The sequence below is a fragment of the Streptomyces sp. NPDC060366 genome (assembly GCF_042725135.1).
In the GTDB taxonomy this organism is placed as follows: domain Bacteria; phylum Actinomycetota; class Actinomycetes; order Streptomycetales; family Streptomycetaceae; genus Streptomyces.
This window is the reverse complement of record NZ_JBHXDC010000018.1, coordinates 44,368-67,488: the sequence shown is the minus strand read 5'-3', so window position 1 is coordinate 67,488 and position 23,121 is coordinate 44,368. Positions and strand designations below refer to the sequence as shown.

Here is a 23,121-nt window from a genome sequence, read left to right as displayed (position 1 = left end):
CCCTACACTGATCGCCGAGTAACAGCGGAGTGTCACTGAGTAGCGTGATTCTCGGGTGCCGGGATGTGAACTACACCGGAATGAGGCGGAGTTGCGGGAGAATCGGGCGGAGGGTCCGTGAGCGATCGCTTTCGTCCGCTCTACCACCCAGCAGGTCATGACAGCGAACTCCGGGCGGCCGTACAGGAATTGCGCACCGGACGCTGGCTGTCGATGCGTGACCTGCTCGACGGCACGCACGGCTGGACGTTGTGGACCCAGCGCACGCAGGTGCTCGCCGCCGTCGCCGCCGGCTCCGACACCGTGCACACCTGGCTGACCGAGGAGCCGGACAACGAGGCCGCCGTCGTCATGCAGACACGCGTGAGCGTGGAACGCGCCCTGCGCGCGCACCGCGAGAACCATGCCCGGACGACCGATCTGTGGCAGCAGGCGTGGGAGGCGTGCGGCGCCACCGCGCGGCTGGTCCCGGCCGACCCCGTCCCCTGGGTCTGTCTGCTCGCGCTCGCCCAACTCGACGGCAAGCAGCGGATGGAGGAGAACCGGCTCGCGCCGCCGGGACCGATGCTCTTCCCCGGTCCGTGGGCCCTGCTCGCCGAGGCCGACAAACGCGATCCGGGCAACCGCGAGGCGTACCACCGGATGCTCCAGTTCGTGTACGCCCGCAGGTCCGACGGCTCGCTGTCCGAGGCGGTCAACTTCGTCCAGTGGGCGGCGTCCTCCGCCTCCGAGGGGTCGGCGCTCCAGGCGCTCCCGCTCTTCGTACGGGTCGAGAGGTACCGCAGGGAGGGCGGCAACGAGAAGGCGCTGGACCTGCACTGGGTCACCGAGGACGCCACCAGGGACGCGCTGCGGGCACTGCACATCTGGTTCGACCGGTCCGTGCCCGCCGAGAGCTCGCTGCTGGACCTCAACTATCTGGCGCACGCCCTGTGGGGATCGCTCCAGTTGGCGGAGGCGGCACGGGTGTTCGAGGCGCTGGGGCCGTACTACACCCCTCTGCCGTGGTCCTACCGCGCCCGGAGACCGAATGACACCGCACAGGTCGAGGAGGTGTTCGCCCGCGCCCGCGCCCGCTGCTTCTCCGCCGCCCGTGAGCGGAAGTCGGACACCTAGGGCTCTGCTCCAGCCCCTGTCGCGCCCCGCGCCGGCTCCGCCAGGTCCCGCCGCACATTCATCGACTCTCCTCGAAATGCTCCGTACCCGGAGGTACTTCCATGTCCGTCTCCCCACCGGCCTGGTCGAAGCCGGATTCAGTTCCGCAGCAGGATGAAGAAGAACGGCTGAGGGAACTCGGTTATCAGCCGGTGCTCGCCCGCAGGATGGGCGGTTTCGGCAATTTCGCCATCAGCTTCTCGGTGATCTCGATCCTCTCGGGATGTATGACCCTGTACGGCTTCGGACTCATCACCGGCGGTCCCGCCGTGATGCTCTGGGGCTGGGTGGGCGTCGGGATCTTCGTGCTCTGCATAGGCATGGCGCTGGCGGAGGTGACCAGCGCCTATCCCACGTCAGGGGCCCTGTACTACATGGCCGACCGGCTCGGCGGACGTAAGTGGGGCTGGTACACCGGCTGGCTGAACCTGCTCGGGCTGCTGGGCGCGATCGCCGGAATCGACTACGGCGCGGCCCTGTTCACCGGCGCGTTCCTCAACCTCCAGTGGGGATTCGATCCCACGCCGGGCTGGACCATGGTCATCTTCATGTGCATCCTGCTGCTGCACGCGACACTGAATCTCTTCGGTGTCCGCCTGGTCAGCGTCCTCAACTCGATCAGCGTCTGGTGGCACCTCGGCGGTGTCGCCCTGATCGTCGGCATTCTCGCTGTCGTCCCCAAGAACCACCAGTCGCCCGAATTCGTCTTCACCCAGTTCGTCAACGAGACCGGCTGGGAGAACCCGATCTATGTGGCCGCGATCGGTCTCCTTCTCGCCCAGTACACCTTCTGCGGCTACGACGCGTCGGCGCATCTCTCCGAGGAGACGTCCAACGCCTCCGTCACCGCCGCACGCGGCATCGTGCGCGCCATCTGGGTCTCCTGGATCGCCGGCTTCGCCCTCCTCGCCGGTCTGACCTTCGCGATCCAGGACTACGCGGCCACGAGCGGCGCCGGCGTGCCGCCCGCGCAGATCTTCATCGACGTCCTGGGCACCAACGGCGCCAGCGCACTTCTGCTTGTCGTGATCATGGCGCAACTCTTCTGCGGCAACGCCGAGGTGGCCGCCGCCAGCCGTATGGTGTTCGCCTTCAGCCGGGACAACGCCCTTCCCGGATCGGCGCTGTGGCGGCGCGTCAGCAGCCGCACGCAGACCCCGGTCCCCGCCGTGTGGCTGTCGGTCGGCTTCGCCTGCGTGCTCGCCGTGCCGTCGCTGTACTCGCCGACCGCGTACGGCGCCGTGACCGCGATCAACGTCATCGGCATCACGCCCGCGTACGCGATCCCGATCTATCTGAAGCTGCGCGCCGGCGACCGCTTCCAGCCCGGCCCCTGGACGCTCGGCCGCTGGAGCAAGCCGATCGGCTGGATCGCCGTCGTCTGGGTCGCGATCGTCACCGTGATCTTCTGTCTGCCGCAGAAGAACCCGGTCACCACGGACACCATGAACTACGCGGTGATCGCGCTGGCCGTCGTACTCGCCCTGGCCACGGCCTGGTGGTACGCGGCGAGGGACACCTACAGCACCCCCCAGTCGTACGGCAGCGCCCGCGAGCAGTCGGAGATCTCCGAGGGGATCGTGTAGTTCGACGCGTACGACCACGTCCTCGGTACGGAGGCGACGCCGACTCAGCCTCCGTACCGAGGACGTCCGTACGCAGGACCCCTCTACCGAGGACGCCTGTATCGAGGACGCCTCTACCGAGGGCGTCCTTACCGTGAACGCCCGTCAGTTCTCCTCAAGGAACTTCCTGGCCAGCTCACTGCCCAGCCTCACCGCCGACGACCGGCTCTTGATCGGCGTGACCTCGGAGTTCTTGAACAGGATGTACGTCACCCCGGCGGGGACACCGCCCCGCGCGGGATCGGGATCGATCCCCAGCGAGCGCGCGGCGGCGTACGACGCCTCCCCGACGAGCCCGGTCGGCCCGGTGTCGCCCACCACCGCGTACTCCACCCGGTCCCGATGGACGACCGCCGCGACACCGCCGCCCCGGATGCCGGACGCGGCGTGGTCCCAGGTCCTGCTCGGCGCCGGCACCACGACGTACGGCAGCTTCTCCGCGTTCAGCGGCTTGCCGTCCGACTGGTGGAAGGCCGTGTTCCCGTGGAACCAGGGGTCCGCCTTCTTGTTGCAGCGGGCGGTGACCTGGCCGTCGCAGTCGACGTCCAGGTCGGCCTTCCAGAACACGGCGCCCTTCTTGCCGCACACGGGGACGTCGGCGGGCCTGCCCCGGTCGGTCCGGTACCGGCCCTTCGAGACGCGTGAACAGCCCTCGACCTTCGCCCGCAGCGCCGCCGCCGTGACCGAACCCTCCAGCCGGGGCGAGCCGTCGGTGGCCGGCGGGCCGGACTTCCCGGCGCGGGCCAGGGGCGGTGGCGGCAGATGCGTCGTGTCGAGAGTCCTGGCGGGGTGCGCGGAGGCGGGCAGGGCGGAAGCGGTGAGCAGTACGGCGCCGACGGCGGCGTGGAGGTGCGGACTGTGCTGCACGGAGATGTTGCCTCTCGGGTTCTCGAAGGCGCCTTACGGCCTGTCCTCGCGGCTCTCCAAGAACAGAGCCAGCCGGCCGAGGAAGATCCGTTGCCCCGTCACCAGCAGCTCCACGGCGTCCTCCAGAGAAAACCAGTCGAGCCGGTCGAGCTCCGGGAACTCCCGCTCGACGCCCGACCCGCGCGGCCACTCCATCGTGAACGTACCGGGTACGGCGAGCGCGGGATCGAAGTCGGCCTCGACGGCCCATACGGTGACGGTCTTGCCGCCCGACTGGCGGGTCTCGCCCAGTGGCTCCCGGTGCCCGGCGGGCGGAGGGTGGCCCACCTCCTCCCCGAACTCCCGGTCGGCCGCGTCCTCGGGCGTCTCGTCGGGGCCGTACTCACCCTTGGGGATCGACCACGCGGCCCGGCTGCGCCCCGCCCAGAACGGGCCGCCCATGTGCCCGATGAGCACTTCGGTGCCCGCGTCCGTGACCCGGTACAGAAGGAGTCCCGCGCTTCGCTTCCCTGACATCACGTCAGTCTGTGGGTCCTCGCGCGGGGTCGCCATCGGGGGAGCGCATGCGAGGCGGCAGGACGCTTCGAGGGCGGCCTCGAAGGTAAAGGGAAAGTAATGGGAACGTAATGGGAGTCTCGAAGCGTTAGGGGGGTAGACGTAGTCCGAGGCCCTTCAGCGGGGCCGTCGGTGTCATCGAAGCGCAGGAGACGGCATGCCCGGAATCATCGACCGCATCAAGGCCTTCACCCGTAGTCCGCAGGGGCAGCGCGTGATCGGTCAGGCACGCGCGGCCTCGTCGGACCCGAGGAAGCGCGAACAGGCCCGCCGGCTGTTCGGCAAGCTGCGTGGCGGCAGGCGCTGACCACTGCTGAACCTGAGCGGTATCCGCACACGGCAGGGCCCGGCCTCACGATGAGGCCGGGCCCTGCCCGCGGGTGCCGGTTCCGTGGTCGGCGCCGGCCGCGGTTCGGTGTGGTCAGGGGAACTGGACCACGACCGAGGGGACGGTCGACGTGCCGGACGTGGGTTCGCCGATGTCGTTGATCACCCGCTCGTACTGGCCCTGCCCGCCGAGCGACACGACCAGCAGATGGTGGAACTTGACGCCGGGTTTGACCGGCGCGGAGAAGCCGTTGTGCTGCTGGATCGTGGGATCGACGTTGTAGTAGCAGTAACTGCCCATCCCCCAGCCCTCGTGCTGCTCGACCGATTCGTCGACCCGGTAGGCGGCGTAGCCCTTGGTGTCGCCGTTCTGGATCGCCGCCTGGTTGGGCGCGTCGTACGCCTTCTCGTTCTGGAAGAAGATCGTCCGGCCGCGTTCGCCGTACCACTCGACGTCGTACTTGTTGAAGTGTTCGACGAACAGGCCGGTGGCCAGGACGTCGTCACCGTTCACCCGCACGCCGAAGTCGGCCCTGTTGGTCTCCCAGCCGACCCCGTCGCCGTGGTCCGCCCGCCACACCCAGGTGTGGTCGATGATCGTGTCGTCGCTGTTGACCACCATGCTGGTGGTGGCCTTGCCGGGACCGGCTCCGCCGATCCGGATGAAGACGTCCTGGACCGTGGTCGGGTTGGCCGCGTGGTCGGCGGACGATCCCTCCGGGCCGATCTCCAGCAGCGTCTCGGAGTTGACCGGACCGGCGTCGATCAGGAACCCGGCCAGCTTCACCCCGTCCACGTCGGCGACCTTCATCGCCGTCACCCCGTTGTCGGGAATGACCGTGGCGAGGCCGAGACCGAGGACGACCGTGTCGGCACGGTCGACGTTGATCGTCTCGTCCACGTGGTAGACGCCGGGCGTGAACAGCAGATTGAGACCCTGGTCGAGCGCGGCGTTGATGGTCTGCGCCGTCGCGCCGGGCTTGACCACGTAGAACTGGTTCAGATCGATCGACGAGCCCGCGGGCGCGCCGCTGTCCCAGGTCACCCCGCGCGCGTTCGTGCGCTTCTCCGGAACGAACACCTTGTAGGTGTCGCCGTCCAGATAGAGGAACGGCTTCTCGCGGGAGGTGGGGGTCGTCTCCAGCGTGGTGTACGGCGGGTCCGGGAAGCTCTGCGCGGGCGCGCCCTCCACACCCGAGAACGTCATGTTCCACACGGCGTTCTGCCAGCCGCCGACCGAACTGTCACGGGTGTACCACTGCTGCTGGGAGTACGGGCCCACGGTGCCGTCGATCTTGCTGTCGGCGATGTAGCCGCCGCTGGCCCAGCCGTATCCGTCGGGAGCCAGGTTGAGCCCGCCCTTGACGTGCATACGGCGGAACGGCGCGGCCTGTGACACGGCCCAGCGGTTCGTCCCGTTCACCGGGTTGAGCGACAGGTTCTCGGCCGAGCGCCAGAAGTTTTGCGTGGCGTTGCCGTCGAACCAGCCGGCGTCGACGGTCACGTCACCGTTGATGCTGACGTCGTCGGGCGACAGTCCGAGACCCGACACCGAGGTGTAGAAGCCGAGTTGGGCGTTCAGGCCGTTGTACGTCCCCGGCTTGAAGAGGAACTGGTAGCGGCCGGAGCCGAACTGGGCCGACTCCTGCTGCTTGAAGACCTCGTCGAGCTTGCCCTGGATGTTGGGCGTCGAAGGGTCGAACACGATCACGTTGGGGCCGAGATCACCGCCGCCCTCGATCGGGTCGGCGTGCGCGGGGCTGCTCGGGACGAAGGCCAGCAGGGTCGCGGCCAGGGTGGCGGCGAGCGTCGCCGCCAGCCCGCGGCGGGACGGCCGTGAGGTGCCGCCGAGCGCCGGAGAGTCGATGGGGGGAGCGTGCACGGGCATCTCTCCTGAGTCGTGAACGGTGGGGGGAACACCTCAAGAGCCCTCCGTGAATCTTCAGAGAGCGCTCTCTGAGTGCACGGCTGATGCTGCTCCGCTGTTTCGTACACGTCAAGAGTTGTGAACAGATGGACCGTCACGGGTTCTGTTGTGAACAACAAGTGACCGCCGACGAGTTGGGCGTCGGCGGTCACCAGGGCGGTCACCAAGGCGGTCACAAGGCGGTCACCCGGGAACGGAGAGGGCCGGTCAGACGAGCTGCCAGAGATGGTCGTCCGTACCGTTGTCCTCGAACTGGACCACCTGCGCGCTGTTGGCCGTGGACATCCCGTCCACGCCCAGGACCTTTCCGCTGTGCCGGTTGAGGATCAGCGACCAGCCCTCACCCCGGTCGACCAGCTGCCAGAGATGGTCGCCGCTCCCGTCGTCCTCGAACTGCACGACCCGCGCGCTGTTCGCCGTCGACCTGCCCTCGGCCCCGATGATCTTCCCGCTGTTGCCGTTGCGGATCAGGAACCAGCCGCCACCCGCAGGGGCGAGCTGCCAGGCGTGGTCCGCCGTCCCCGTGTTGTCGAACTGCACGACCCGTCCGCCCGCGTCCAGCGACATCCCGTCCACGCCGAGCACCTTGCCGCTGTGCTTGTTCCGTATCCGGCGGTACGGCGGCTCCGCCGTCCAGGCCCGCCCGCCGGGCGACGCGGTCGGGAAGGCGGTGATCCGCAGCCGGGCCGCGCCCATCGGGATCAGCGTCACCGGCTCGGGCGGCGCAGTGCTGCGGGCCGGACTGTCCTGGAGGGGAGCGACGACCCGCTGGTCGTCGGCCACCCACTCCTCGATACGGCGCGCCGACGTGGTGATCCGGACCGGTGAGCCCTCGTGGGTGAAGGGGTTCGCGGCCAGCGGTCCGTCGTCGGCCGTGAACCGCAGTCCTCTGAGCGGGTCCGGCGCGAGACCGACGTTCCACGGGGTGGTGGGGTGCACCGAGAGCTCGGGGAAGTCCTCGGTGCCCGCGAACCGTTCGTACCGCTCACCGATCTTGAGGGAGTAGGTGAGCGGTCCGTGGTCGACGCTGACGGAGCCGTGGTTGTCGTCCCATGTGCGTACGGTGGTGCGCTGCGGCAGCCGCAGGGTCACCCGGTCGCCGCTCCGCCACTCACGCGTGACCTTGAAGAACCGCGGCCCGCCCGGCACGGCCACGCGCCGTCCGGCGACCGTGAGCTGGGGATCCGCGCACCAGCCGGGGATCCTCAGGTAGAGCGGGAAGGTGACACGCCGGGGCGTGTCCACGCTGAGGGTGACGGTCTCCTTGAACGGGTAGTCGGTGTCCTCGGTGACGGTGATCTCCGTGCCGTCGGCGACCTTCGCGCGCACCTGGCTCGGGGCGTACATCGCCGCCGCGAGTCCCCGGTCGGGCGTGGCCAGCCACAGCTCCTCGGTGAAGTAGGGCCAGCCCATGCCGTAGTTGTGCGGACAGCAGCGGTAGGGGACGATGCCCGGCTTGTACGCCTGCATGGCGAAGCCGTTCTGGAACTGGCCCTGGTTCTTGGCGGCGTCGTCCAGCTCGACGCTGTTCGCGCTGGTGATGTAGTGGATGCCCCGGCCGTGCGGGTCGGTGGCGGCGGGCAGCAGATTGAAGGCCAGCTCCTCGCAGCGGTCGGCCCACACCGGGTCCCCGGTGATCCGGGTGAGCAGTTCGTGGCTGGCCATGAACTCGACCGTGCCGCAGGTCTCGAAGCCCTGGCGGGGATCGTCGAAGCCGGGGCGGGAGTTCTCGTCCCCGGCGAAACCGCCACCGGGGAACTGGCCGTAGGCGCCCATGACGGAGGCGTAACTCCGGTACGTGGCACGGGTCAGCTCCGCGGAGCCGGACCGCAGCGCGTACTGGGCCGGCTCACGGAAGCCCTGGGCGATATTGACGTTGTGCAGGTCGGGGAAGTTGTCGACCCAATTGGCTCCGTGGGTGTGCATCTTGTCGGCGAGGTCGAGCAGGAAGGACGCGCCGGTGCGGTTGTGGAGCCAGAAGGCGATGTCGAGACCGTCGCCCCAACGCTTCGACACCCAGCTGGAGTTGAACGCGCCGGGACCCTGCGCGTTCATGTAGCGCAGGAACGGGACGATGAACGGCACGACGCGCTCGTCCCCGGTGAACTCCTCGTGCGAGCGCAGCGCCTGAAGCAGTGGCAGATACGGCCAGAAGTCCGGGCCGCCGTTCAGCGCCGTACGCAGCCGGGTCGGGCCGAAGAAACCGTCGGGCTGCCGGGTGGCGATGATCGCGTCGATCCAGCGGCGGGTGGTGGCGAGGGCCGCCGCGTCGCCGGTGAGGGCGGCCAGGTCGACGTAGCCGCGCAGCCAGTAGGTGACCTCCTCCCAGCCGGCCTTCTCCGGGTGCACCCAGCCGGAGTCGTCGAACCGCAGGAAGTGCGAGACCTCGGCGTACCGGCCGAAGAGGCCGTCGAGCAGCAGACGCAACTGGCCGCTGAGCCAGCCGCGCGGGGTGACGCTGCCCAGCGGCAGCTTCTGGAACGCGGTCGGGGCGAGCGGTGCGGCGTTCGGCGTGTACCAGCCGCCGCGTGCGGGGGCGACGGCCGCGGCTGTCGGCGCCAGGGGGCCCAGCAGACTCGCACCGCCGATCGCGAGGGCGCCGGTGCCGAGGAAATGTCGTCGGTCGAGCGTCATTGGGTCTCCCGTCCACAAGCATCGAACGAAGGTCTGTACAACGTTGGAAACGGTGGCAGTTGGCATCAGAGCACGCGGCATCCGCCGTGTCCAGGGGGTGGACCCGCGCGGGGACGGCAAGGCCGTCCGGTGCGAGTTCACGCCGTCCGCGCCACGCGCCGCGCAGGGGTCGTGCGGCGGATGTCCGTGGGCGCGGGTCCGCCGCGTCGGCGGCCGTCCCCCGGGGCGGGGACAATGGCCTGGTGAACTACCGCTACGACGTACTCGGCGCCACCCGGGCCTTCACTCCGGACGGCGCCGAGGTGCGGATCAGCGGGGCGAGGATGCGCGCGCTGCTGACCGCGCTCGCCACCGCGGGCGGCCGCACCGTCCCCGCCGACCGGCTGGCCGCGCAGGTGTGGGACGACGACATCCGGAAGCCGCCCGCCGACGAGTCGGCCGCCCTCCAGGCCCTGATCGGGCGACTGCGCAAGGCACTGGGCGGCGCCGCGATCACGTCGGGGCCCGGCGGCTACCGGCTGGTGGTGGAGCGCGACGACATCGACCTGTTCCGCTTCGAACGGCTCGCCGCCGAAGGGGCGTTCGCGCTGGACGGCGACTGCGCCCGCGCGGCCGCCCTGCTGGACGAGGCACTGGCACTGTGGCGCGGCCCGGCCCTCGCGGATCTGCCGGGCCGGGAGACCAACCCGCTGACGGTACGCGCGCGTCAGCGGCACACCGAGGCACGTCGCAACCGCCTGACGGCCGACGTCCGCCTCGGCCGGCCCGAGCGGGCCCTGCCGGGACTTGCCGCGCTGGCCGCCGAGGCACCGCTGGACGAGCCGCTCCAGGCGACCTGGATCGGCGCGCTCCGATCGGCGGGACGCCGGGCCGAAGCGCTCCAGGCGTACGACGAGGTCCGCACCCTGCTGGCCGACCGTCTGGGCACCGGTCCGGGCAGGGAACTGCGGCTCCTGCACGCGAAGCTCCTGTCGGACGACGAGACGGACGCGCGGTCCCCGGCGGGACCGCCGCCGGACGGCAGGGCCGGGCGTGGCGAGTCGCGGGCCGACCGGAGCGACAGGTCGCCTGTCGTGGAGCGCGACGCCGTTCGGGACCCAGCGGTGCGCTCTGGCGAGTCGGATGATGCTGCGCGGCTGGGGGTGGCGTTCTCGCGTGGGACGGACGGGGGGCCGTCCTCCGGCGGGGCGCGGGCCGGCGGGGACGGCGTGTCGTCCGACTCGGAGCGGGAGGCCGGCCGGGTCGCCGTGGCTCCCGCCCACGGGGCGGACGCCACGTGGAACGAGGTCGCACCCCCCGGCGGCACCGACGCGGCCCGGTTCACCGCACCCCCCGGCGTGCCCGGCAATCTTCCCGCCCGGCTCACCTCCTTCGTCGGGCGCGAGGGTGAAATCGTCGCGCTCGCAAGCCAGTTGCGGGCGCATCGGCTGACCACGCTCACCGGGCCCGGTGGCGCCGGCAAGACACGGCTCGCCCTGGAGACCGCCGAGAGCGCGGCCGGCGCGAGTGGTGCGTGGCCGGGCGGGGTGTGGGTCGCGGAACTCGCGTCCGTACGGGAGCCGGGTGACGTTCCCGAGGCCGTACTGACCGCACTCGGGGGACGTGAGACGGCGGTGCGCGCTCCCGGCGGCGCGGAGGCCGCCGCGCCCGGCCCGCTCGCCCGGCTCGTCGAACACTGCGGATCCCGCCGCCTGTTGATCGTGCTGGACAACTGCGAACAGGTGATCGGAGCCGCCGCCGAACTGGCCGAGACCGTTCTCACCCGCTGCCCCCACGTGACCGTCCTCGCCACCAGCCGCGAGCCCCTGGGGGTGCGCGGCGAGTTCCTGTACGGGGTCGGACCGCTGGCGCTCCCCGCGGCGCTGCGTCTGCTCGGCGAGCGTGGCGCCGCCGCCCGGCCCGGCTTCCGTACGGAGGACGACACCTCGGCCTGCGAGGAGATCTGCCGCAGGCTCGACGGTCTGCCCCTCGCCGTCGAACTGGCCGCCGCCAGGCTGCGGTTGCTCACCCCGCGCCAGCTCGCCGACCGGCTCGACGACCGCTTCCGGCTGCTGGGCGCGGGCAGCGGCAGCAGGACCGTGCTGCCGAGGCAGCAGACCCTGCGCGCCGTCGTGGACTGGTCGTGGGAGCTGCTGACCGGGACCGAGCGCGCCGTGCTGCGCAGGCTCTCCGTCTTCGTGGGCGGCTGCACGCCGAGCGAGGCCGAGGAGGTCTGCGCCGGTGGTGACGTGCCGGTCTTCGACGCACTCGCCTCTCTTGTCGACAAGTCGCTCGTCGTGGCCGTGCCCGGCGGCCCGGACGGCATGCGCTACCGGCTGCTGGAGACCGTCGCCGAGTACGCGGCCGGGCGACTGGACGAGTCGGGCGAGCGGGCGGCCGTCGAACTGCGGCATCTGCGCGCCTACCGCGAACTCGTACGCGTCGGTGAACCCGAGCTGCGCGGCCCCCGGCAGTCCCACCGGCTCGCTCAGTTCGAGCGGGAGCACGACAACGTGCGGGCCGCCCTGCGAGCCGCTCTCCACGGCGAGGACGGCCGGCCGAGCGAACAGGACGCGCTGTGCCTCGTGCTCTCCATGAGCTGGTTCTGGCAACTGCGTGGCCATCAGCGCGACGCCCGCGACTGGTCCATGGCCGCCGCGGCCCTCGGGCCCGACCCCTTCGCGGCGCCCGTCCGCCCCGCCGTACCGCTCACCGACCCGTGCATCGACCTCCCGCCACCCTGGTCCGACGAACAGGTGTGGGAGGCCAGGCGCGGTGTACGGCTGGTGAGTTTCGCGAGCGGCGGGGGAGAGAGGGAGGAGTCGGGCCACGCGCCTGACGACGGCGCGCAGTTCTGGGGCAGCACCGACACCCTCGAACAGCTCACCAGGATCGTCGCCGCCTACCGCCGGGACATGCCCCAGGTCTGCCGGCAGCCCGGCGTCATGTGGTTCTTCGCCGGCCTGCTGGTCGGCGAGTGGAGCAGCATGGGCGAGACGCTGGACGCCCTGGTGGACTCCTGCCGGGCCCGGCCCGGCCGTGGTTGGGACCTCGGCCTCGCGCTGACGCTGCGCGGGAAACTGCTCGACGCCGCGCCCGGCAACGAGGACCGCGCGGTGCGGGACGCCGACGAGGCGGTGACCCTGTTCGAACAGGCCGGTGATCTGGTGATCCTCGCCGAATCCCTCTCCGCCCGGGGCGAGTCGTACGAACGGCGGGGCCGCTACGAGGAGGCCGCGGCGGACTTCGAACGGGCCATGGAGAGCTGTGCGCTCATCGGCGTGTCCACCCAGGTGTCGCTGTTCAAGGCGAGGTTGGCGTCCGCCCGGCTTGAGGCCGCCACCGGCCCGGAGGCGGACGAGGACGCCGAGCGGCTGCTGCTGGAGGCGGCCGAGGAATCCCGCGGCCAGGCCGGCCGCACCGGCGGCACGGCGCGACTGCTGCTCGCCGGCCGTTACGGCCGTACCGGCCGCACCGCCCTCGCCCGGGAGCAACTGACCACGCTGGAAGAGGAACCGGGCTTCCGCGAACACGTCCTCCAGATGGGCCTGACCGAGGGCCTGCGCGGCTGGCTCGACTGCCTCGACGTCGCGTACGAGCGGGCGCTGGGCCATCTGCGGGAATCGGTACGCCTGTTGGACAGCCTGGCCCATCTCGTGGCGCCGCAGCTGATCACCAGTCAGTTCCTCTGTGCCGCCTGGGCGAAGACCGGTACCGGCGAAGCGGCGGACGGCGCACGGCTGTTGGGGGCGTACGGACGGCACACCGGGCTCGCGGAGAAGTTCCTCTTCCATCCCTACCCGGCCGGCTACGAGCGGGAGATCGGCCGGCGTGCCGAGGCCGAGGTGCGGGCCGGGCTCGACGACGAGACATGGGCCCGCGCGTACGCCGAGGGCGGCGCCCTCTCCGTACGGGAGGCCGCCGCCCTCATCTGACTTCCCCCGACTCCGCTCAGGACCGGTCGGCCAACCGCTCCCGCGCCTCCGCGAGATCGGCCTCGGTCGGCGCGTCGTCGTGCGTGAGACGGCGTCGCCAGTAGCCGGTGAAGTGGACCGAGCGCTTGTCGAGGCCGCGTTCGCCGAGCAGATGGCGGCGCAGGGCCCGTACCGCGTTCGCCTCGCCACCGAGCCACGCGTACACCGAGCCCGCCGGGAAGACCGCCGCCCGCACGGCCGCCACCAGCGCGAGACCGTCCACCGACACCCCGTCCCCGACCGCCCCGCCGCCCGCCGCCCCGTCACCGGCAGACGTGCCCCCGGCCGACGCGGCACGGTGCAGCCAGTGCACCGTCACCTCACCCGCCGACTCGAACCGCTGCTCCTCGGCGGCGTCCCACACCTCCACATACGCCACCGCACGCGCCCCCGCCGGCAGCGCCTCGATGATCGTGCCGATCGCCGGCAGCGCCGACTCGTCACCGGCCAGCAGCATCCAGTCGGTGGTCCCTAGAGGCACGGGCTCCGCGAAGTACGCGGACGGCCCGAACATACCGAGCACGTCCCCGGGTCCGGCCGACCGCGCCCACCGGGTCGCGGGGCCCTCGACGGCGTCCCCGCCCCCGCTGTCGGCGACGCCCGCACCGTCGTGCAGGACGAAGTCGATGTCGACCGTGCCCCGCTCCGGATCGTGCGCGCGGATCGTATAACTGCGCGTCCAGGGCCGCTCGTCCTCCGGGATGGCCTGGAACGCCCCGTACCAGCGCATCACATCCCCGTCGGCGCCGGTTTCGGGGAGCCGGGGAGCGGTCTGTCCCGGCTTGGGGAAGTAGAGCTTCACCTGCTGATCGGGGGCCTCGTACGAGAAATCGGCCAGTTCGGGGCCGCCGAGGGTGACGCGGACCATGCGCGGCGAGATCCGCCGTACGGCGGCGACCTCCACGGTCCGTACCGGCAGGGCCGGAGCGGCGGGCAGCCCGGCGGGCGTGTCTGTGTGACGTGTCATGCGGAGAAGGTCGCAGCCGCCACCGATACGCCACCGACACGCCGCCTACACGGCCGCGCGGCGCCGACTACAGCGCCGCGGCCACCGCGTCCACGAACCGCGCGTGCCCCCGGTGGCTGCGCGGTGCCTCCGGATTCCATGCCACGGTGCGCACCCGCTCCTGGAGCGCGCGCCACTGCCGGTCGCCCCTGAGCGCGTCGGGAGTGGCCGCGTTCGCCCGTACGTCACCGAGCACGACGTCCGGTTCCAGCTCGAGCGCCCGTGACCAGTCCGTGGTCAGCCAGTTGCCGCCCGCGCCGTGTCCGGGATCGAGCAGATCGACACCGAGCGCCGTCAGCGCCCGCAGGTCCGGCCAGGTACCGGGCCGCGCGAGATGTACGGCGCCGGGCCCGGCGGCCGACAGGGCGAGCACCCGGGCCGCGGCGGGCCGCGCGGTGAGCGTACGGAGCCGGGCCTCCGCCCACTCCAGATCCTGCTCGTCGGGCTCCCGCGGTGCGCCGAGCGAGCGGGCGAGCGCCGTGAACCGGTCCCTGATCCCGTCGAGCGGACGGTCCTTGCCCACGTCGACGACGACCACGGGCACCCGCTCCTCCAGATGCTTGGCCGCCTCCGGATCGAGGCCGTAGATCTGACCGCCGCCGTAGCTGACGGCGACAACGAGATCGGGCTCGGCGGCGATGACGGCATCCGGGTCGACCGAGCTGCCCGCGCCGAAGTCCCGCGTGCTGTCGAGCGGCAGCCCGCCCGCCTTCGCCGGATCGGGGGAGTCGCCGTCGTGGTGGGAACCGAAGATGCCCATGGGCCGCAGACCGTGGTCCCACAGGGTCGCGCCCGCCTGGATGTAGGCCACCACCCGGACCGGGCGATGGTCCGCGACCGTCAGATGGCCGCGATCGTCCGTGAACTCCCAGCCGCCGTAAGAGGACATGGCGTCGCCTCATTCCGCTCTCGTGGTGCGGTTCGTGAGTGTGACCCTGCCCGGCGGAGGGCACCGGGACTCCAACCGTACGCCGGTCAGGGCTCGATGAGACCGGCCCGGATGGCGTACCGGGTCAGCTCCACCCGGTCCTTGAGCCCCAACTTCTGGAGCAGATTGGCCCGATGGCGCTCCACCGTCTTGGCGCTGATGACGAGCAGGTCGGCGATCTCCTTCGACGAGTGGCCCTCGGCGACCAGTTTCAGGATCTCCTCCTCGCGTACGGTCACGGCGTTCTCCGGGATGCTCTCGCCCCGGCGAACCCGGTCCAGGTAGTTGCGGATGAGGGCGGTGACGGCGCCGGGGTAGAGGAACGGCTCGTCGCGCATCGCCGCCCGGCACGCCTCCAACAGGTCCCGGTCCGCGACCGACTTGAGCACGTAGCCGCTCGCGCCGGACTTCAACGCCTCGAAGAAGTACTGCTCGTTGTCGTACATCGTCAGGATCAGGATGCGGGTGTCCGGCAGCAGCCTGGAGAGTTCGCGGGCGGCCTGGAGGCCGGTCATCCTGGGCATCGCGATATCGAGGATGGCCAGATCGGGGCGGTGCTCGCGGGCCTTCTCGATGGCCTCGGCGCCGTCACCCGCCTCCGCGACGACGGTCAGGTCCGGTTCGCCGTCGAGGATCAGCCGCACCCCGCGGCGGACGAGGGCGTGGTCGTCGGCGAGCAGGATGCGCGTCGGCACCGGCTCGAAGGCGGGACCGGAGCCCGAGCCGTGTTCGGATCCGGAGCTGTGTCCGGAGCTGTGTCCGGATCCGGAGCCGTGTCCGGAAGTGGGGTCGGTCATGACAGTCTGTGGCTCCCGTTCGTCAGATGCGTGGCCGGTCCGATGTGCGCGAGGGGGACGTGCAGCCGTACCTCCGTACCGCCGCCCGGCGCGTCCCCCACCGACACCTCGGCGCCGATCAGCAGCGCGCGCTCGCGCATGCCCCGGATGCCGGCGCCCTCCGGGGCCGTACCGATACCGCGTCCGTCGTCCCTGACCAGCAGTTCGAGCCCGAGCGCGCCGTGGTGCAGCGCCACGTCGACCCGGCTCGCCCGCGCGTGCCGGATGATGTTGGTGAGCCCTTCCTGGGCCACCCGGTAGAGGACCAGTTCGACCTCCTGGTCCAGCGCGGGGAGATCGCTGTCGAAGCTGCGCCTGACGGCGAGTTCGGTGTGCGTCGTGGTCTCGTTCGCGAGCGCCTTGAGCGCGCTGATCAGCCCCAGCTCCTCCAGCACGCCGGGGCGCAGCCGGCGGGCGATCCTGCGGATCTCGTCCAGGCTGTCCCTGGTGGTCTCCTGCACCTGGAGCAGATCGTCCCGCAGCGGCTCGGGCGCCCGGTCGGCGACCCGCCGCAGTTCGAGCAGGACGGCGGTCAGGGTCTGGCCGATCTCGTCGTGCAACTCCTGGGCGATCCTGCGGCGTTCGGCCTCCTGCGCGGAGAGCGCGAGCGCGCTGCTGGCCGCGCGTTCGGCCTCCAGCCGGTCGAGCATCGTGTTGAACGTGCGGATCAGCTCGGCGATCTCCCCGTGTCCCGACACGGCCGGCCGGGGGCCGGGACGCAGCAGATCGGTGGTGGTCATCGCGCGGGTGAGGCGCTGGAGCGGCCCGAGTCCGATCCGTAGCAGCGCGGCGTTCGCGATCAGCATGGCGACCAGACCGGCGGCCATGATCATCGCCTCGGTGAGCAGGACCGGCGTGGACACCGTGACGGGGCCGAGCAGCAGCAGCGCGGTCGCCGCGAACAGCACGGCGGCGTTGAGCAGGAAGATGCGCCAGAACAGGGACACGGAGTACTGCCTCCTCGGGGTGGACCTCCCCACTATCGCCCGTACGCGCCGGGAGTCCCGGCCACCCCGGGGCGATCTGCATGTCCCCCACCCCCGAATACATGTTCCACACCCCCGGATATGGGTGTCGGCACCGATGGTGACGGCACCTTGCGGCGGGTGATCGTGGACACAGACATCAGGCGGGTACGGGGCGGTCGAGGAGCCGGCCGCCCGGAACGGCGCGGCACACCGAGGGGAAACGTAGATGGGCATCACGGCCTGGCTGGCCGTCGGGGTGTTCGCGGGTGTCTACGTCCTGATCGCCACCGAGTGGGTCCACCGCGTGAAGGCCGCTCTTGGCGGTGCGGTCATCATGCTGGCGCTCGGGGTGACCGATGCCGAGCACGCCTTCTTCTCGGAAGAGGCGGGCATCGACTGGAACGTCATCTTCCTGCTCCTCGGCATGATGCTGATGGTCTCGGTGCTCAAGCGGACCGGAGTCTTCGAGTTCATCGCGATCTGGGCGGCGAAACGCGCCCGCGGCAAGCCCTACCGGCTCATGGTCCTGTTGATCCTGGCCACCGCGGTGCTGTCCCCGTGGCTCGACAACGTGACGACCGTTCTGCTGATCGCACCCGTGACGATCCTCGTCTGCAACAAGCTCGGTCTGCCGGTCGTCCCGTATCTGATCGCCGAGGTGATGGCGTGCAACATCAGCGGCGCCGCCACCCTGATCGGTGACCCGCCCAACATCATCATCGGCTCGCGCGCCGGCCTCTCCTTCAACGACTTCCTGATGCACATGACACCGATCGTGGTGGTGCTGATGGTGGTCTTCGTCCTGATGAGCCGCGTGATGTTCCGCAAGGCGTTCCGCTACGACCCCGAGCGGGTCAAGTCCGTGATGGAGATGGACGAACGGGCCGCCATCAAGGACCCCCGGCTGCTCAAGCTGAGCGGGATCGTCCTGCTGGCGGTGATGGTCGGCTTCGTCCTGCACACCACGTTCCACATCGAGCCCTCGGTCGTCGCGATCACCGGCGGGCTCGTCCTCCTCGCCCTGTCGCGGCTCGACGCCGAGGAGGTGGCTCGGGACGTCGAGTGGGAGACGCTGGCGTTCTTCACCGGTCTGTTCGTGATGGTCGGCGCGATGGTACGGATCGGGGTCATCGGAGATCTCGGGGAGATGGCGGCCGAGGCGACCGAGGGCGAACTCCTCGGTACCTCCATGGCGTTGATCTTCGGCTCGGTCGTCCCTTCGGCCTTCATCGACAACATCCCGTTCGTCGCCTCCGTCAGCCCGATCGTCTCCGAGATCGTCTCCTCGGCGGGCGGGACGAGCGAGGCGGGCATGCTCTGGTGGTCCTTCGCGCTCGGCGCGGACCTCGGCGGCAACGCGACGATCATCGCCTCGTCGGCGAACGTCGTGGTCGTCGGCATCGCCGAACGGGAGGGCCACCACATCTCGTTCTGGCAGTTCAGCCGCTACGGACTGGTCGTCACCGCGGTCACGACCGTCATCGCCGCGGTCTACGTGTGGCTGCGCTACTTCGCCCTGGCCTGACCTGATCACGACCGCCGGGCCAGGGCGCCACGCGGTGCCGTTCACGGCACCGCACCGACCTGGGGGAGGAGGTTCCATGCAAGCCCCCGACGAAGACAGGCTTCTCGACGATCTCGCCGACCGGCTGCGGCACGACGACCCGCGGTTCGCCGCCGCCTTCGAGCAGGGCCTGCCCTGCCGACCCCGGGAGTACCGGCGCGGCGCCGCGTGGCTGACGCTCGCCGTCGGGCTCGTTCTGCTCGGGCTGGGCATCGCGCTGGGACACGGGCTCCTGCTCGCGGGCGGGCTCGTGGTGTCCGGGGCGGCCGGGCATCTTTTCGACCCGAACCGGGACCACATCCGGCGCGGCACCCCGCCGCCGTCCTGACCGGCGGCGCAGGACGGCACATGCGGTACGGGCGGCCCTGACGGCCCCGGCAGCCCCGGCGAATATCTGCCAATATCCTTACCAATCACCACAATCGGCCCATTTTATTTTACGTTAAAATAGATAATGAGTTGTCGCCGCTCGGTTGAGCGTTGGGCTGCTCATTGCCGATCGGTGGTCGAGGTGGAGGGGCGACTCATGGACGAGCGCACCCGTACCCCCTTAGCGTCGCGGCCGGCCGCCGACGACTGACGGGTACCTGCCGCGCCGCATGGTGGAGAATTCCCCGCAAGGGGCCTTCGTGCCCGCACACCGCCAACGCATGCCCGCATGCCCGTATGGAGCGCCTTCCTATGGAGCACACCGCTCACGTCAGCAAGACCGCCCTGCCCGGAGTCGGTACCCGCTACGACCTGAACACCGACTCGGGCCGTCATATCTCGGTCGTCGTGCACCAGGACGGGCGCCGCATCGTCGCCTTCCACGACCCCGAGGACGACGACAACTGCAAGGACTCCACACCGCTGGCCCCGTACGAGGCGACGGCACTGTCCAAACTCCTGATGCCCGACCCGGTGGGACACCTGCACCAGCATCTGGAGATCGACCTCGTCACCGAGCACATCCCGATCACCAAACGCTCCCCCTTCGCAGGACGCACGCTCGGCTCCACCCAGGCCCGTGCCCGCACCGGCGCGTCCATCGTCGCCGTCCTGCGCCGCACCGACGCCGTCCCCTCGCCCACCCCGGACTTCCGCTTCGCACTGGGGGACACGCTCGTCGTCGTCGGCACCAGGGAAGGCGTGGACGCCGTCGCCGAACTGATCACCGGAGGATAACCGCCCGTGCACGACACGACCGCGCTGCTCATCGAACTCGGGGCCGTCATCCTCGGCCTGGGCCTGCTCGGCCGGCTCGCGGGGCGGGTCGGGTTCTCGCCCATCCCGCTCTACCTGCTGGCAGGACTCGCCTTCGGCCACGGCGGCCTCATCCCCATGGCCGCCAGTGAGGAGTTCATCGCCACGGGCGCCGAGATCGGTGTCATCCTGCTCCTGCTCCTGCTCGGGCTGGAGTACAGCGCCTCCGAACTCGTCACCAACCTCAAGACGCAGTACCCCTCCGGCATCGTCGACTTCGTGCTGAACGCGACGCCCGGCGCCGTCGCCGCGCTCCTGCTCGGCTGGGGACCCGTCGCCGCCGTCGCGCTCGCGGGCGTCACCTGGATCTCCTCGTCCGGCGTCATCGCCAAGGTGCTCGGCGACCTCGGCAGGCTCGGTAACCGCGAAACCCCCGTGATCCTCGGTGTCCTGGTCATCGAGGACCTCGCGATGGCCGTCTATCTGCCGCTGCTCACCGCGCTGTTGGCCGGACTGAGCCTCGCGGGCGGCAGCCTCACGCTGCTCATCTCGCTCGGCAGCGTGGGCCTCGTGCTGTACGTCGCGCTGCGCCACGGCCGGCTGATCAGCCGCGCGGTCTCCTCCGACAACCCGGAGATGCTGCTGCTGGTCGTCCTCGGCCTCACCGTGCTGGTCGCGGGCGTCGCCCAGGAACTCCAGGTCTCGGCGGCCGTCGGCGCGTTCCTCGTCGGCATCGCGCTCTCCGGGGAAGTGGCCGAAGGCGCCCACAACCTGCTCGCGCCGCTGCGCGACCTGTTCGCCGCCGTGTTCTTCGTCTTCTTCGGACTGAACACCGACCCCGCCGCCATACCGCCGGTGCTCGTGCCCGCCCTGATCCTGGCCGTCGTCACCGCACTGACGAAGATCGCCACGGGCTGGTACGCGGCGCGCAGGGCGGGCGTGAAAACGGCGGGCCGCTGGCGCACGGGCGGCACGCTCGTCGCGCGCGGGGAGTTCTCCATCGTCATCGCGGGACTGGCTGTCGGTGTGGAGCCCCGGATCGGACCGCTGGCCACCGCCTACGTGCTGATCCTGGTCATCCTCGGGCCGCTGGCCGCCCGTTGGACCGAACCGCTCGCCCGGCGCTTCGGCCGGAAGTCCTCGCCGAGTCCCTCGCCGAAGGCCTCGCCGGTCGCGGAGCAGCCGGTCGCCGAGCGGTCCGCCGCCGACGAGTCCGTCGCGGAGGCGCCGGCCGCGGAGGCGCCCACCGCCTCGGGGTCGACCGACACGGCTCATTCGCACGGCTGAGGTCCGGGGCCCGCGGGCCCCGGACACGTCGAAGGGGCTCGGAGCGCGTGACGCGCGCTCCGAGCCCCTTCGAGTGCCGCTACGGGCGAGCCGTCAGGGCTCAGACGCCGACACCGAAGTCGGCGGCGATGCCCGACAGGCCACTCGCGTAACCCTGGCCGACGGCACGGAACTTCCACTCGGCGCCGTTGCGGTACAGCTCGCCGAAGACCATGGCCGTCTCGGTCGCCGCGTCCTCACTGAGGTCGTAGCGCGCGAGCTCGACGCCGCCGTCCTGGTTCACCACGCGGATGAAGGCGTTGCGCACCTGGCCGAAGCTGTGGCCGCGGCTCTCGGCGTCGTGGATCGACACCGGGAATACGATCTTGGTGATCTCGGCGGGAACGCCGGCCAGGTTCACCTTGACGACCTCGTCGTCGCCCTCGCCCTCACCGGTGAGGTTGTCACCGGTGTGCTCGACCGAACCGTCAGGGCTCTTGAGGTTGTTGTAGAACACGAAGTTCTGGTCGGTGCCGACCTTCCCGGCCTCGTTGACCAGCAGTGCGCTGGCGTCCAGGTCGTAGTCGGTACCGGTCGTCGTGCGGACGTCCCAACCGAGACCGACCAGGACGGCTGTCAGCCCCGGCGCCTCCTTGGTGAGCGAGACATTGCCGCCTTTGGACAGGGAAACTCCCACGCTGCTCCTCCTGAGTTGAGCTGGTGACAGGAATAAAAATCTACAACACTGTAGAAGTGTGTGCGGAGCTGCGAAGCCGCCACGCCGGGGCTGCGCCGGATGGCTCCGGGCAAGGGCGGGCGGAGGGAGACGGCGTGAGGGAACAGAGCGGAGCGGACGGCCCGGTCGACCGACCGCGGCGGCGCGGCCAGGGCGAGCTGGAGGCCCAGGTGCTCGCCGTGCTGCGGCAGGCGCCGGGACCGGTCAACGCGGGCTGGGTGCTCGACCGGCTCGGCGGGGATCTGGCGTACACGACGGTCATGACCATCCTGACCAGACTCCAGGCCAAACGGGCGGTCACCCGCGAACGGGTGGGCCGGTTCTTCGAGTGGTGCGCGACCTCCGACGAGGCGGGGCTCGCCGCGCTGCGGATGCGCCGCGTGCTGGACGCGGAGTCGGACCGCGAGGCCGTACTGGCCAGGTTCGTCACCACGCTCTCGCCGGACGACGAGCGGCTGCTGCGCGACCTCCTCGGTCTTCCCGAGGACGGGACGGAGGACTGACCGGATGGGAGTGTTCGTCCTGCTGCCGTTGCTGCTGCCGCTGACCGCCGTGCCGATCGCGCGCCTCGCCGAACGGCATCTCCATCCCCGGGTCGCCACACGGCTGTTGTCGGCGCTGGCCGCCGTCCTGGCCGTGTGCAGCACGGTGTGCCTCGGGCTGCTGGTGTTCGTCGGTACGGTGCAGCTGCCCGGCCATCCGCTCCCCGACGCCTGGGCCGACCGGGAGGCCCCCACCACCGCGCCGTACGAGGAGGCCGCGGGCAAGGGCGCCGTCGTCGCGCTGCTCGCCGTGGCCGTGTCGTGGTCCACCTCGGCCCGCAGACACCGCCGTGTCCGCCGCCGGGCCGAGGACGCGCTGGCCGGGGTGCCGGACGGAGAGCTGACCGTGCTGACCGACGAGGCCGCGTACGCCTACGCGCTGCCGGGCGTACGGAGCGGGTCGGCGGTCCGCGGGTGGTTCACCGGGGGCCGGTCCGCGCACGACGGGATGTCCGCGCGACACGGGATGTCCGGGGGCCGGATCGTCGTTTCCACGGCCATGCTCGCGTGTCTGGACGCCGATGAACGCGCGGCACTCGTCGCCCATGAACGGGCCCATCTCGCCGGACGCCACCACCGCTATCTCCTCCTCGTCCGTTTCGCCGCGCGGGCCAACCCGCTGCTGATGCCGCTGCGGTCGGCCGTGGCCTACGCGACGGAGCGGTGGGCGGACGAGGAGGCGGCCCGGGTGACGGGCGAACGGCGGGTGGTGGCGCGGGCCATCGGCAAGGCGGCGCTCGTCTCGCGCGGCACGCCCACCCCGACGCTCGCGGGCTTTGCCGCGCCGGGACCGGTGCCGCGCCGGGTGGCCGCGCTGCTGGAGCCGGCGCCGTCGGCCGTACGCTGGCCGCCGGTCTTCACCGCGGTGGGGCTGGCTGCCTGGGCGGCGGCGGCCGGGACGCTCGGATCGGCGCTCTCCTCGGCGAACGCGACGCTCACGCTGCTCCTCGTACTGAAGGCGGCCGGTCCGCTGTGAACTCGCCCGGCCGGTGCGGTGGTTGGACCCCGGTCAAAACGTCGGACGGGCCGCACTGGCGGCCCGTCCGA

19 protein-coding genes are annotated in these 23,121 nt (G+C 71.0%); 10 read left to right on the top strand and 9 right to left on the bottom strand.

Annotated elements, in window-relative coordinates; all coding sequences use genetic code 11:
* Positions 1-117: 117 nt before the first annotated feature.
* Together ACFWHU_RS31480 and ACFWHU_RS31475 are read left to right on the top strand one after the other, a co-directional pair.
* Positions 118-1,116, top strand: coding sequence for a hypothetical protein (locus ACFWHU_RS31480; protein WP_387228957.1), 999 nt, complete (start codon positions 118-120; stop codon positions 1,114-1,116).
* A gap of 101 nt (positions 1,117-1,217) precedes the next feature.
* The gene (locus tag ACFWHU_RS31475; protein WP_385792303.1) at positions 1,218-2,741 is read left to right on the top strand and encodes an amino acid permease; all 1,524 of its coding nucleotides are present in this window, start codon (positions 1,218-1,220) and stop codon (positions 2,739-2,741) included.
* Positions 2,742-2,885: 144 nt separating this feature from the next.
* Here the strand turns inward: ACFWHU_RS31475 and ACFWHU_RS31470 are convergent, their stop codons facing one another.
* Positions 2,886-3,647 carry a glycoside hydrolase family 75 protein gene (locus tag ACFWHU_RS31470; protein WP_387228954.1) on the bottom strand — a complete coding sequence of 254 codons (762 nt, stop codon included), beginning with the start codon at positions 3,645-3,647 and terminating at the stop codon, positions 2,886-2,888.
* A 33-nt stretch (positions 3,648-3,680) separates the two neighbouring features.
* Entirely contained in the window at positions 3,681-4,163 is a 483-nt protein-coding gene (locus ACFWHU_RS31465; protein ID WP_385792301.1) for an NUDIX domain-containing protein, read from the bottom strand.
* Positions 4,164-4,359: 196 nt separating this feature from the next.
* On the opposite strand from ACFWHU_RS31465, the gene ACFWHU_RS31460 reads away from it, so the two are divergent.
* Complete coding sequence (locus ACFWHU_RS31460; RefSeq protein WP_167756268.1) at positions 4,360-4,509, top strand: hypothetical protein; 150 nt, start codon at positions 4,360-4,362, stop codon at positions 4,507-4,509.
* 114 nt (positions 4,510-4,623) lie between these two features.
* Here the strand turns inward: ACFWHU_RS31460 and ACFWHU_RS31455 are convergent, their stop codons facing one another.
* Both ACFWHU_RS31455 and ACFWHU_RS31450 read right to left on the bottom strand, forming a co-directional pair.
* Positions 4,624-6,417 carry a coagulation factor 5/8 type domain-containing protein gene (locus ACFWHU_RS31455; protein ID WP_385792300.1) on the bottom strand — a complete coding sequence of 598 codons (1,794 nt, stop codon included), beginning with the start codon at positions 6,415-6,417 and terminating at the stop codon, positions 4,624-4,626.
* Between the two features lie 246 nt (positions 6,418-6,663).
* Positions 6,664-9,090: a beta-L-arabinofuranosidase domain-containing protein gene (locus tag ACFWHU_RS31450; RefSeq protein WP_387228951.1), complete on the bottom strand. Its 2,427-nt coding sequence runs from the start codon at positions 9,088-9,090 to the stop codon at positions 6,664-6,666.
* Between the two features lie 242 nt (positions 9,091-9,332).
* Between ACFWHU_RS31450 and ACFWHU_RS31445 the strand changes: the two genes are divergently transcribed.
* Positions 9,333-13,004 (top strand): BTAD domain-containing putative transcriptional regulator, encoded by a 3,672-nt coding sequence (locus ACFWHU_RS31445; RefSeq protein WP_387228949.1) that lies wholly within the window; start codon positions 9,333-9,335, stop codon positions 13,002-13,004.
* Between the two features lie 16 nt (positions 13,005-13,020).
* Here the strand turns inward: ACFWHU_RS31445 and ACFWHU_RS31440 are convergent, their stop codons facing one another.
* From ACFWHU_RS31440 to ACFWHU_RS31425, 4 genes are all read right to left on the bottom strand, one after another.
* The gene (locus ACFWHU_RS31440; protein WP_387228946.1) at positions 13,021-14,010 is read right to left on the bottom strand and encodes a siderophore-interacting protein; all 990 of its coding nucleotides are present in this window, start codon (positions 14,008-14,010) and stop codon (positions 13,021-13,023) included.
* A 67-nt stretch (positions 14,011-14,077) separates the two neighbouring features.
* The gene (locus ACFWHU_RS31435) at positions 14,078-14,938 is read right to left on the bottom strand and encodes an ABC transporter substrate-binding protein (protein ID WP_387228944.1); all 861 of its coding nucleotides are present in this window, start codon (positions 14,936-14,938) and stop codon (positions 14,078-14,080) included.
* Between the two features lie 86 nt (positions 14,939-15,024).
* Positions 15,025-15,774, bottom strand: coding sequence for a response regulator (locus tag ACFWHU_RS31430; protein WP_387228942.1), 750 nt, complete (start codon positions 15,772-15,774; stop codon positions 15,025-15,027).
* Positions 15,771-16,760 (bottom strand): HAMP domain-containing sensor histidine kinase, encoded by a 990-nt coding sequence (locus ACFWHU_RS31425; RefSeq protein WP_385792294.1) that lies wholly within the window; start codon positions 16,758-16,760, stop codon positions 15,771-15,773. Before ACFWHU_RS31425 ends, ACFWHU_RS31430 begins: the two co-directional genes overlap by 4 nt.
* A gap of 247 nt (positions 16,761-17,007) precedes the next feature.
* Between ACFWHU_RS31425 and ACFWHU_RS31420 the strand changes: the two genes are divergently transcribed.
* From ACFWHU_RS31420 to ACFWHU_RS31405, 4 genes are all read left to right on the top strand, one after another.
* Positions 17,008-18,306, top strand: a complete 1,299-nt coding sequence (locus ACFWHU_RS31420) for an SLC13 family permease (RefSeq protein ID WP_385792293.1) — start codon at positions 17,008-17,010, stop codon at positions 18,304-18,306.
* Positions 18,307-18,382: 76 nt separating this feature from the next.
* The gene (locus ACFWHU_RS31415; protein ID WP_385792292.1) at positions 18,383-18,673 is read left to right on the top strand and encodes a DUF3040 domain-containing protein; all 291 of its coding nucleotides are present in this window, start codon (positions 18,383-18,385) and stop codon (positions 18,671-18,673) included.
* Positions 18,674-19,026: 353 nt separating this feature from the next.
* Positions 19,027-19,512, top strand: a complete 486-nt coding sequence (locus ACFWHU_RS31410; protein WP_078078737.1) for a cation:proton antiporter regulatory subunit — start codon at positions 19,027-19,029, stop codon at positions 19,510-19,512.
* Between the two features lie 6 nt (positions 19,513-19,518).
* Entirely contained in the window at positions 19,519-20,817 is a 1,299-nt protein-coding gene (locus tag ACFWHU_RS31405) for a cation:proton antiporter (RefSeq protein ID WP_387228938.1), read from the top strand.
* Positions 20,818-20,917: 100 nt separating this feature from the next.
* Here ACFWHU_RS31405 and ACFWHU_RS31400 read toward each other — a convergent pair whose 3' ends face one another.
* Positions 20,918-21,493 (bottom strand): TerD family protein, encoded by a 576-nt coding sequence (locus ACFWHU_RS31400; protein WP_385804789.1) that lies wholly within the window; start codon positions 21,491-21,493, stop codon positions 20,918-20,920.
* A gap of 134 nt (positions 21,494-21,627) precedes the next feature.
* Between ACFWHU_RS31400 and ACFWHU_RS31395 the strand changes: the two genes are divergently transcribed.
* Positions 21,628-22,035, top strand: a complete 408-nt coding sequence (locus tag ACFWHU_RS31395) for a BlaI/MecI/CopY family transcriptional regulator (protein WP_385804791.1) — start codon at positions 21,628-21,630, stop codon at positions 22,033-22,035.
* A 4-nt stretch (positions 22,036-22,039) separates the two neighbouring features.
* Complete coding sequence (locus ACFWHU_RS31390) at positions 22,040-23,050, top strand: M56 family metallopeptidase (protein ID WP_387228934.1); 1,011 nt, start codon at positions 22,040-22,042, stop codon at positions 23,048-23,050.
* The last annotated feature ends 71 nt before the right edge of the window (positions 23,051-23,121 follow it).

Coding starts and splice junctions, on each gene's coding strand:
- ACFWHU_RS31460 (WP_167756268.1), top strand. CDS start 4,360: ATGCCCGGAATCATCGACCGCATCAAGGCCTTCACCCGTAGTCCGCAG.
- ACFWHU_RS31465 (WP_385792301.1), bottom strand. CDS start 4,163: ATGTCAGGGAAGCGAAGCGCGGGACTCCTTCTGTACCGGGTCACGGAC.
- ACFWHU_RS31415 (WP_385792292.1), top strand. CDS start 18,383: ATGCAAGCCCCCGACGAAGACAGGCTTCTCGACGATCTCGCCGACCGG.
- ACFWHU_RS31455 (WP_385792300.1), bottom strand. CDS start 6,417: ATGCCCGTGCACGCTCCCCCCATCGACTCTCCGGCGCTCGGCGGCACC.
- ACFWHU_RS31420 (WP_385792293.1), top strand. CDS start 17,008: ATGGGCATCACGGCCTGGCTGGCCGTCGGGGTGTTCGCGGGTGTCTAC.
- ACFWHU_RS31450 (WP_387228951.1), bottom strand. CDS start 9,090: ATGACGCTCGACCGACGACATTTCCTCGGCACCGGCGCCCTCGCGATC.
- ACFWHU_RS31440 (WP_387228946.1), bottom strand. CDS start 14,010: ATGACACGTCACACAGACACGCCCGCCGGGCTGCCCGCCGCTCCGGCC.
- ACFWHU_RS31430 (WP_387228942.1), bottom strand. CDS start 15,774: ATGACCGACCCCACTTCCGGACACGGCTCCGGATCCGGACACAGCTCC.
- ACFWHU_RS31435 (WP_387228944.1), bottom strand. CDS start 14,938: ATGTCCTCTTACGGCGGCTGGGAGTTCACGGACGATCGCGGCCATCTG.
- ACFWHU_RS31390 (WP_387228934.1), top strand. CDS start 22,040: ATGGGAGTGTTCGTCCTGCTGCCGTTGCTGCTGCCGCTGACCGCCGTG.
- ACFWHU_RS31410 (WP_078078737.1), top strand. CDS start 19,027: ATGGAGCACACCGCTCACGTCAGCAAGACCGCCCTGCCCGGAGTCGGT.
- ACFWHU_RS31475 (WP_385792303.1), top strand. CDS start 1,218: ATGTCCGTCTCCCCACCGGCCTGGTCGAAGCCGGATTCAGTTCCGCAG.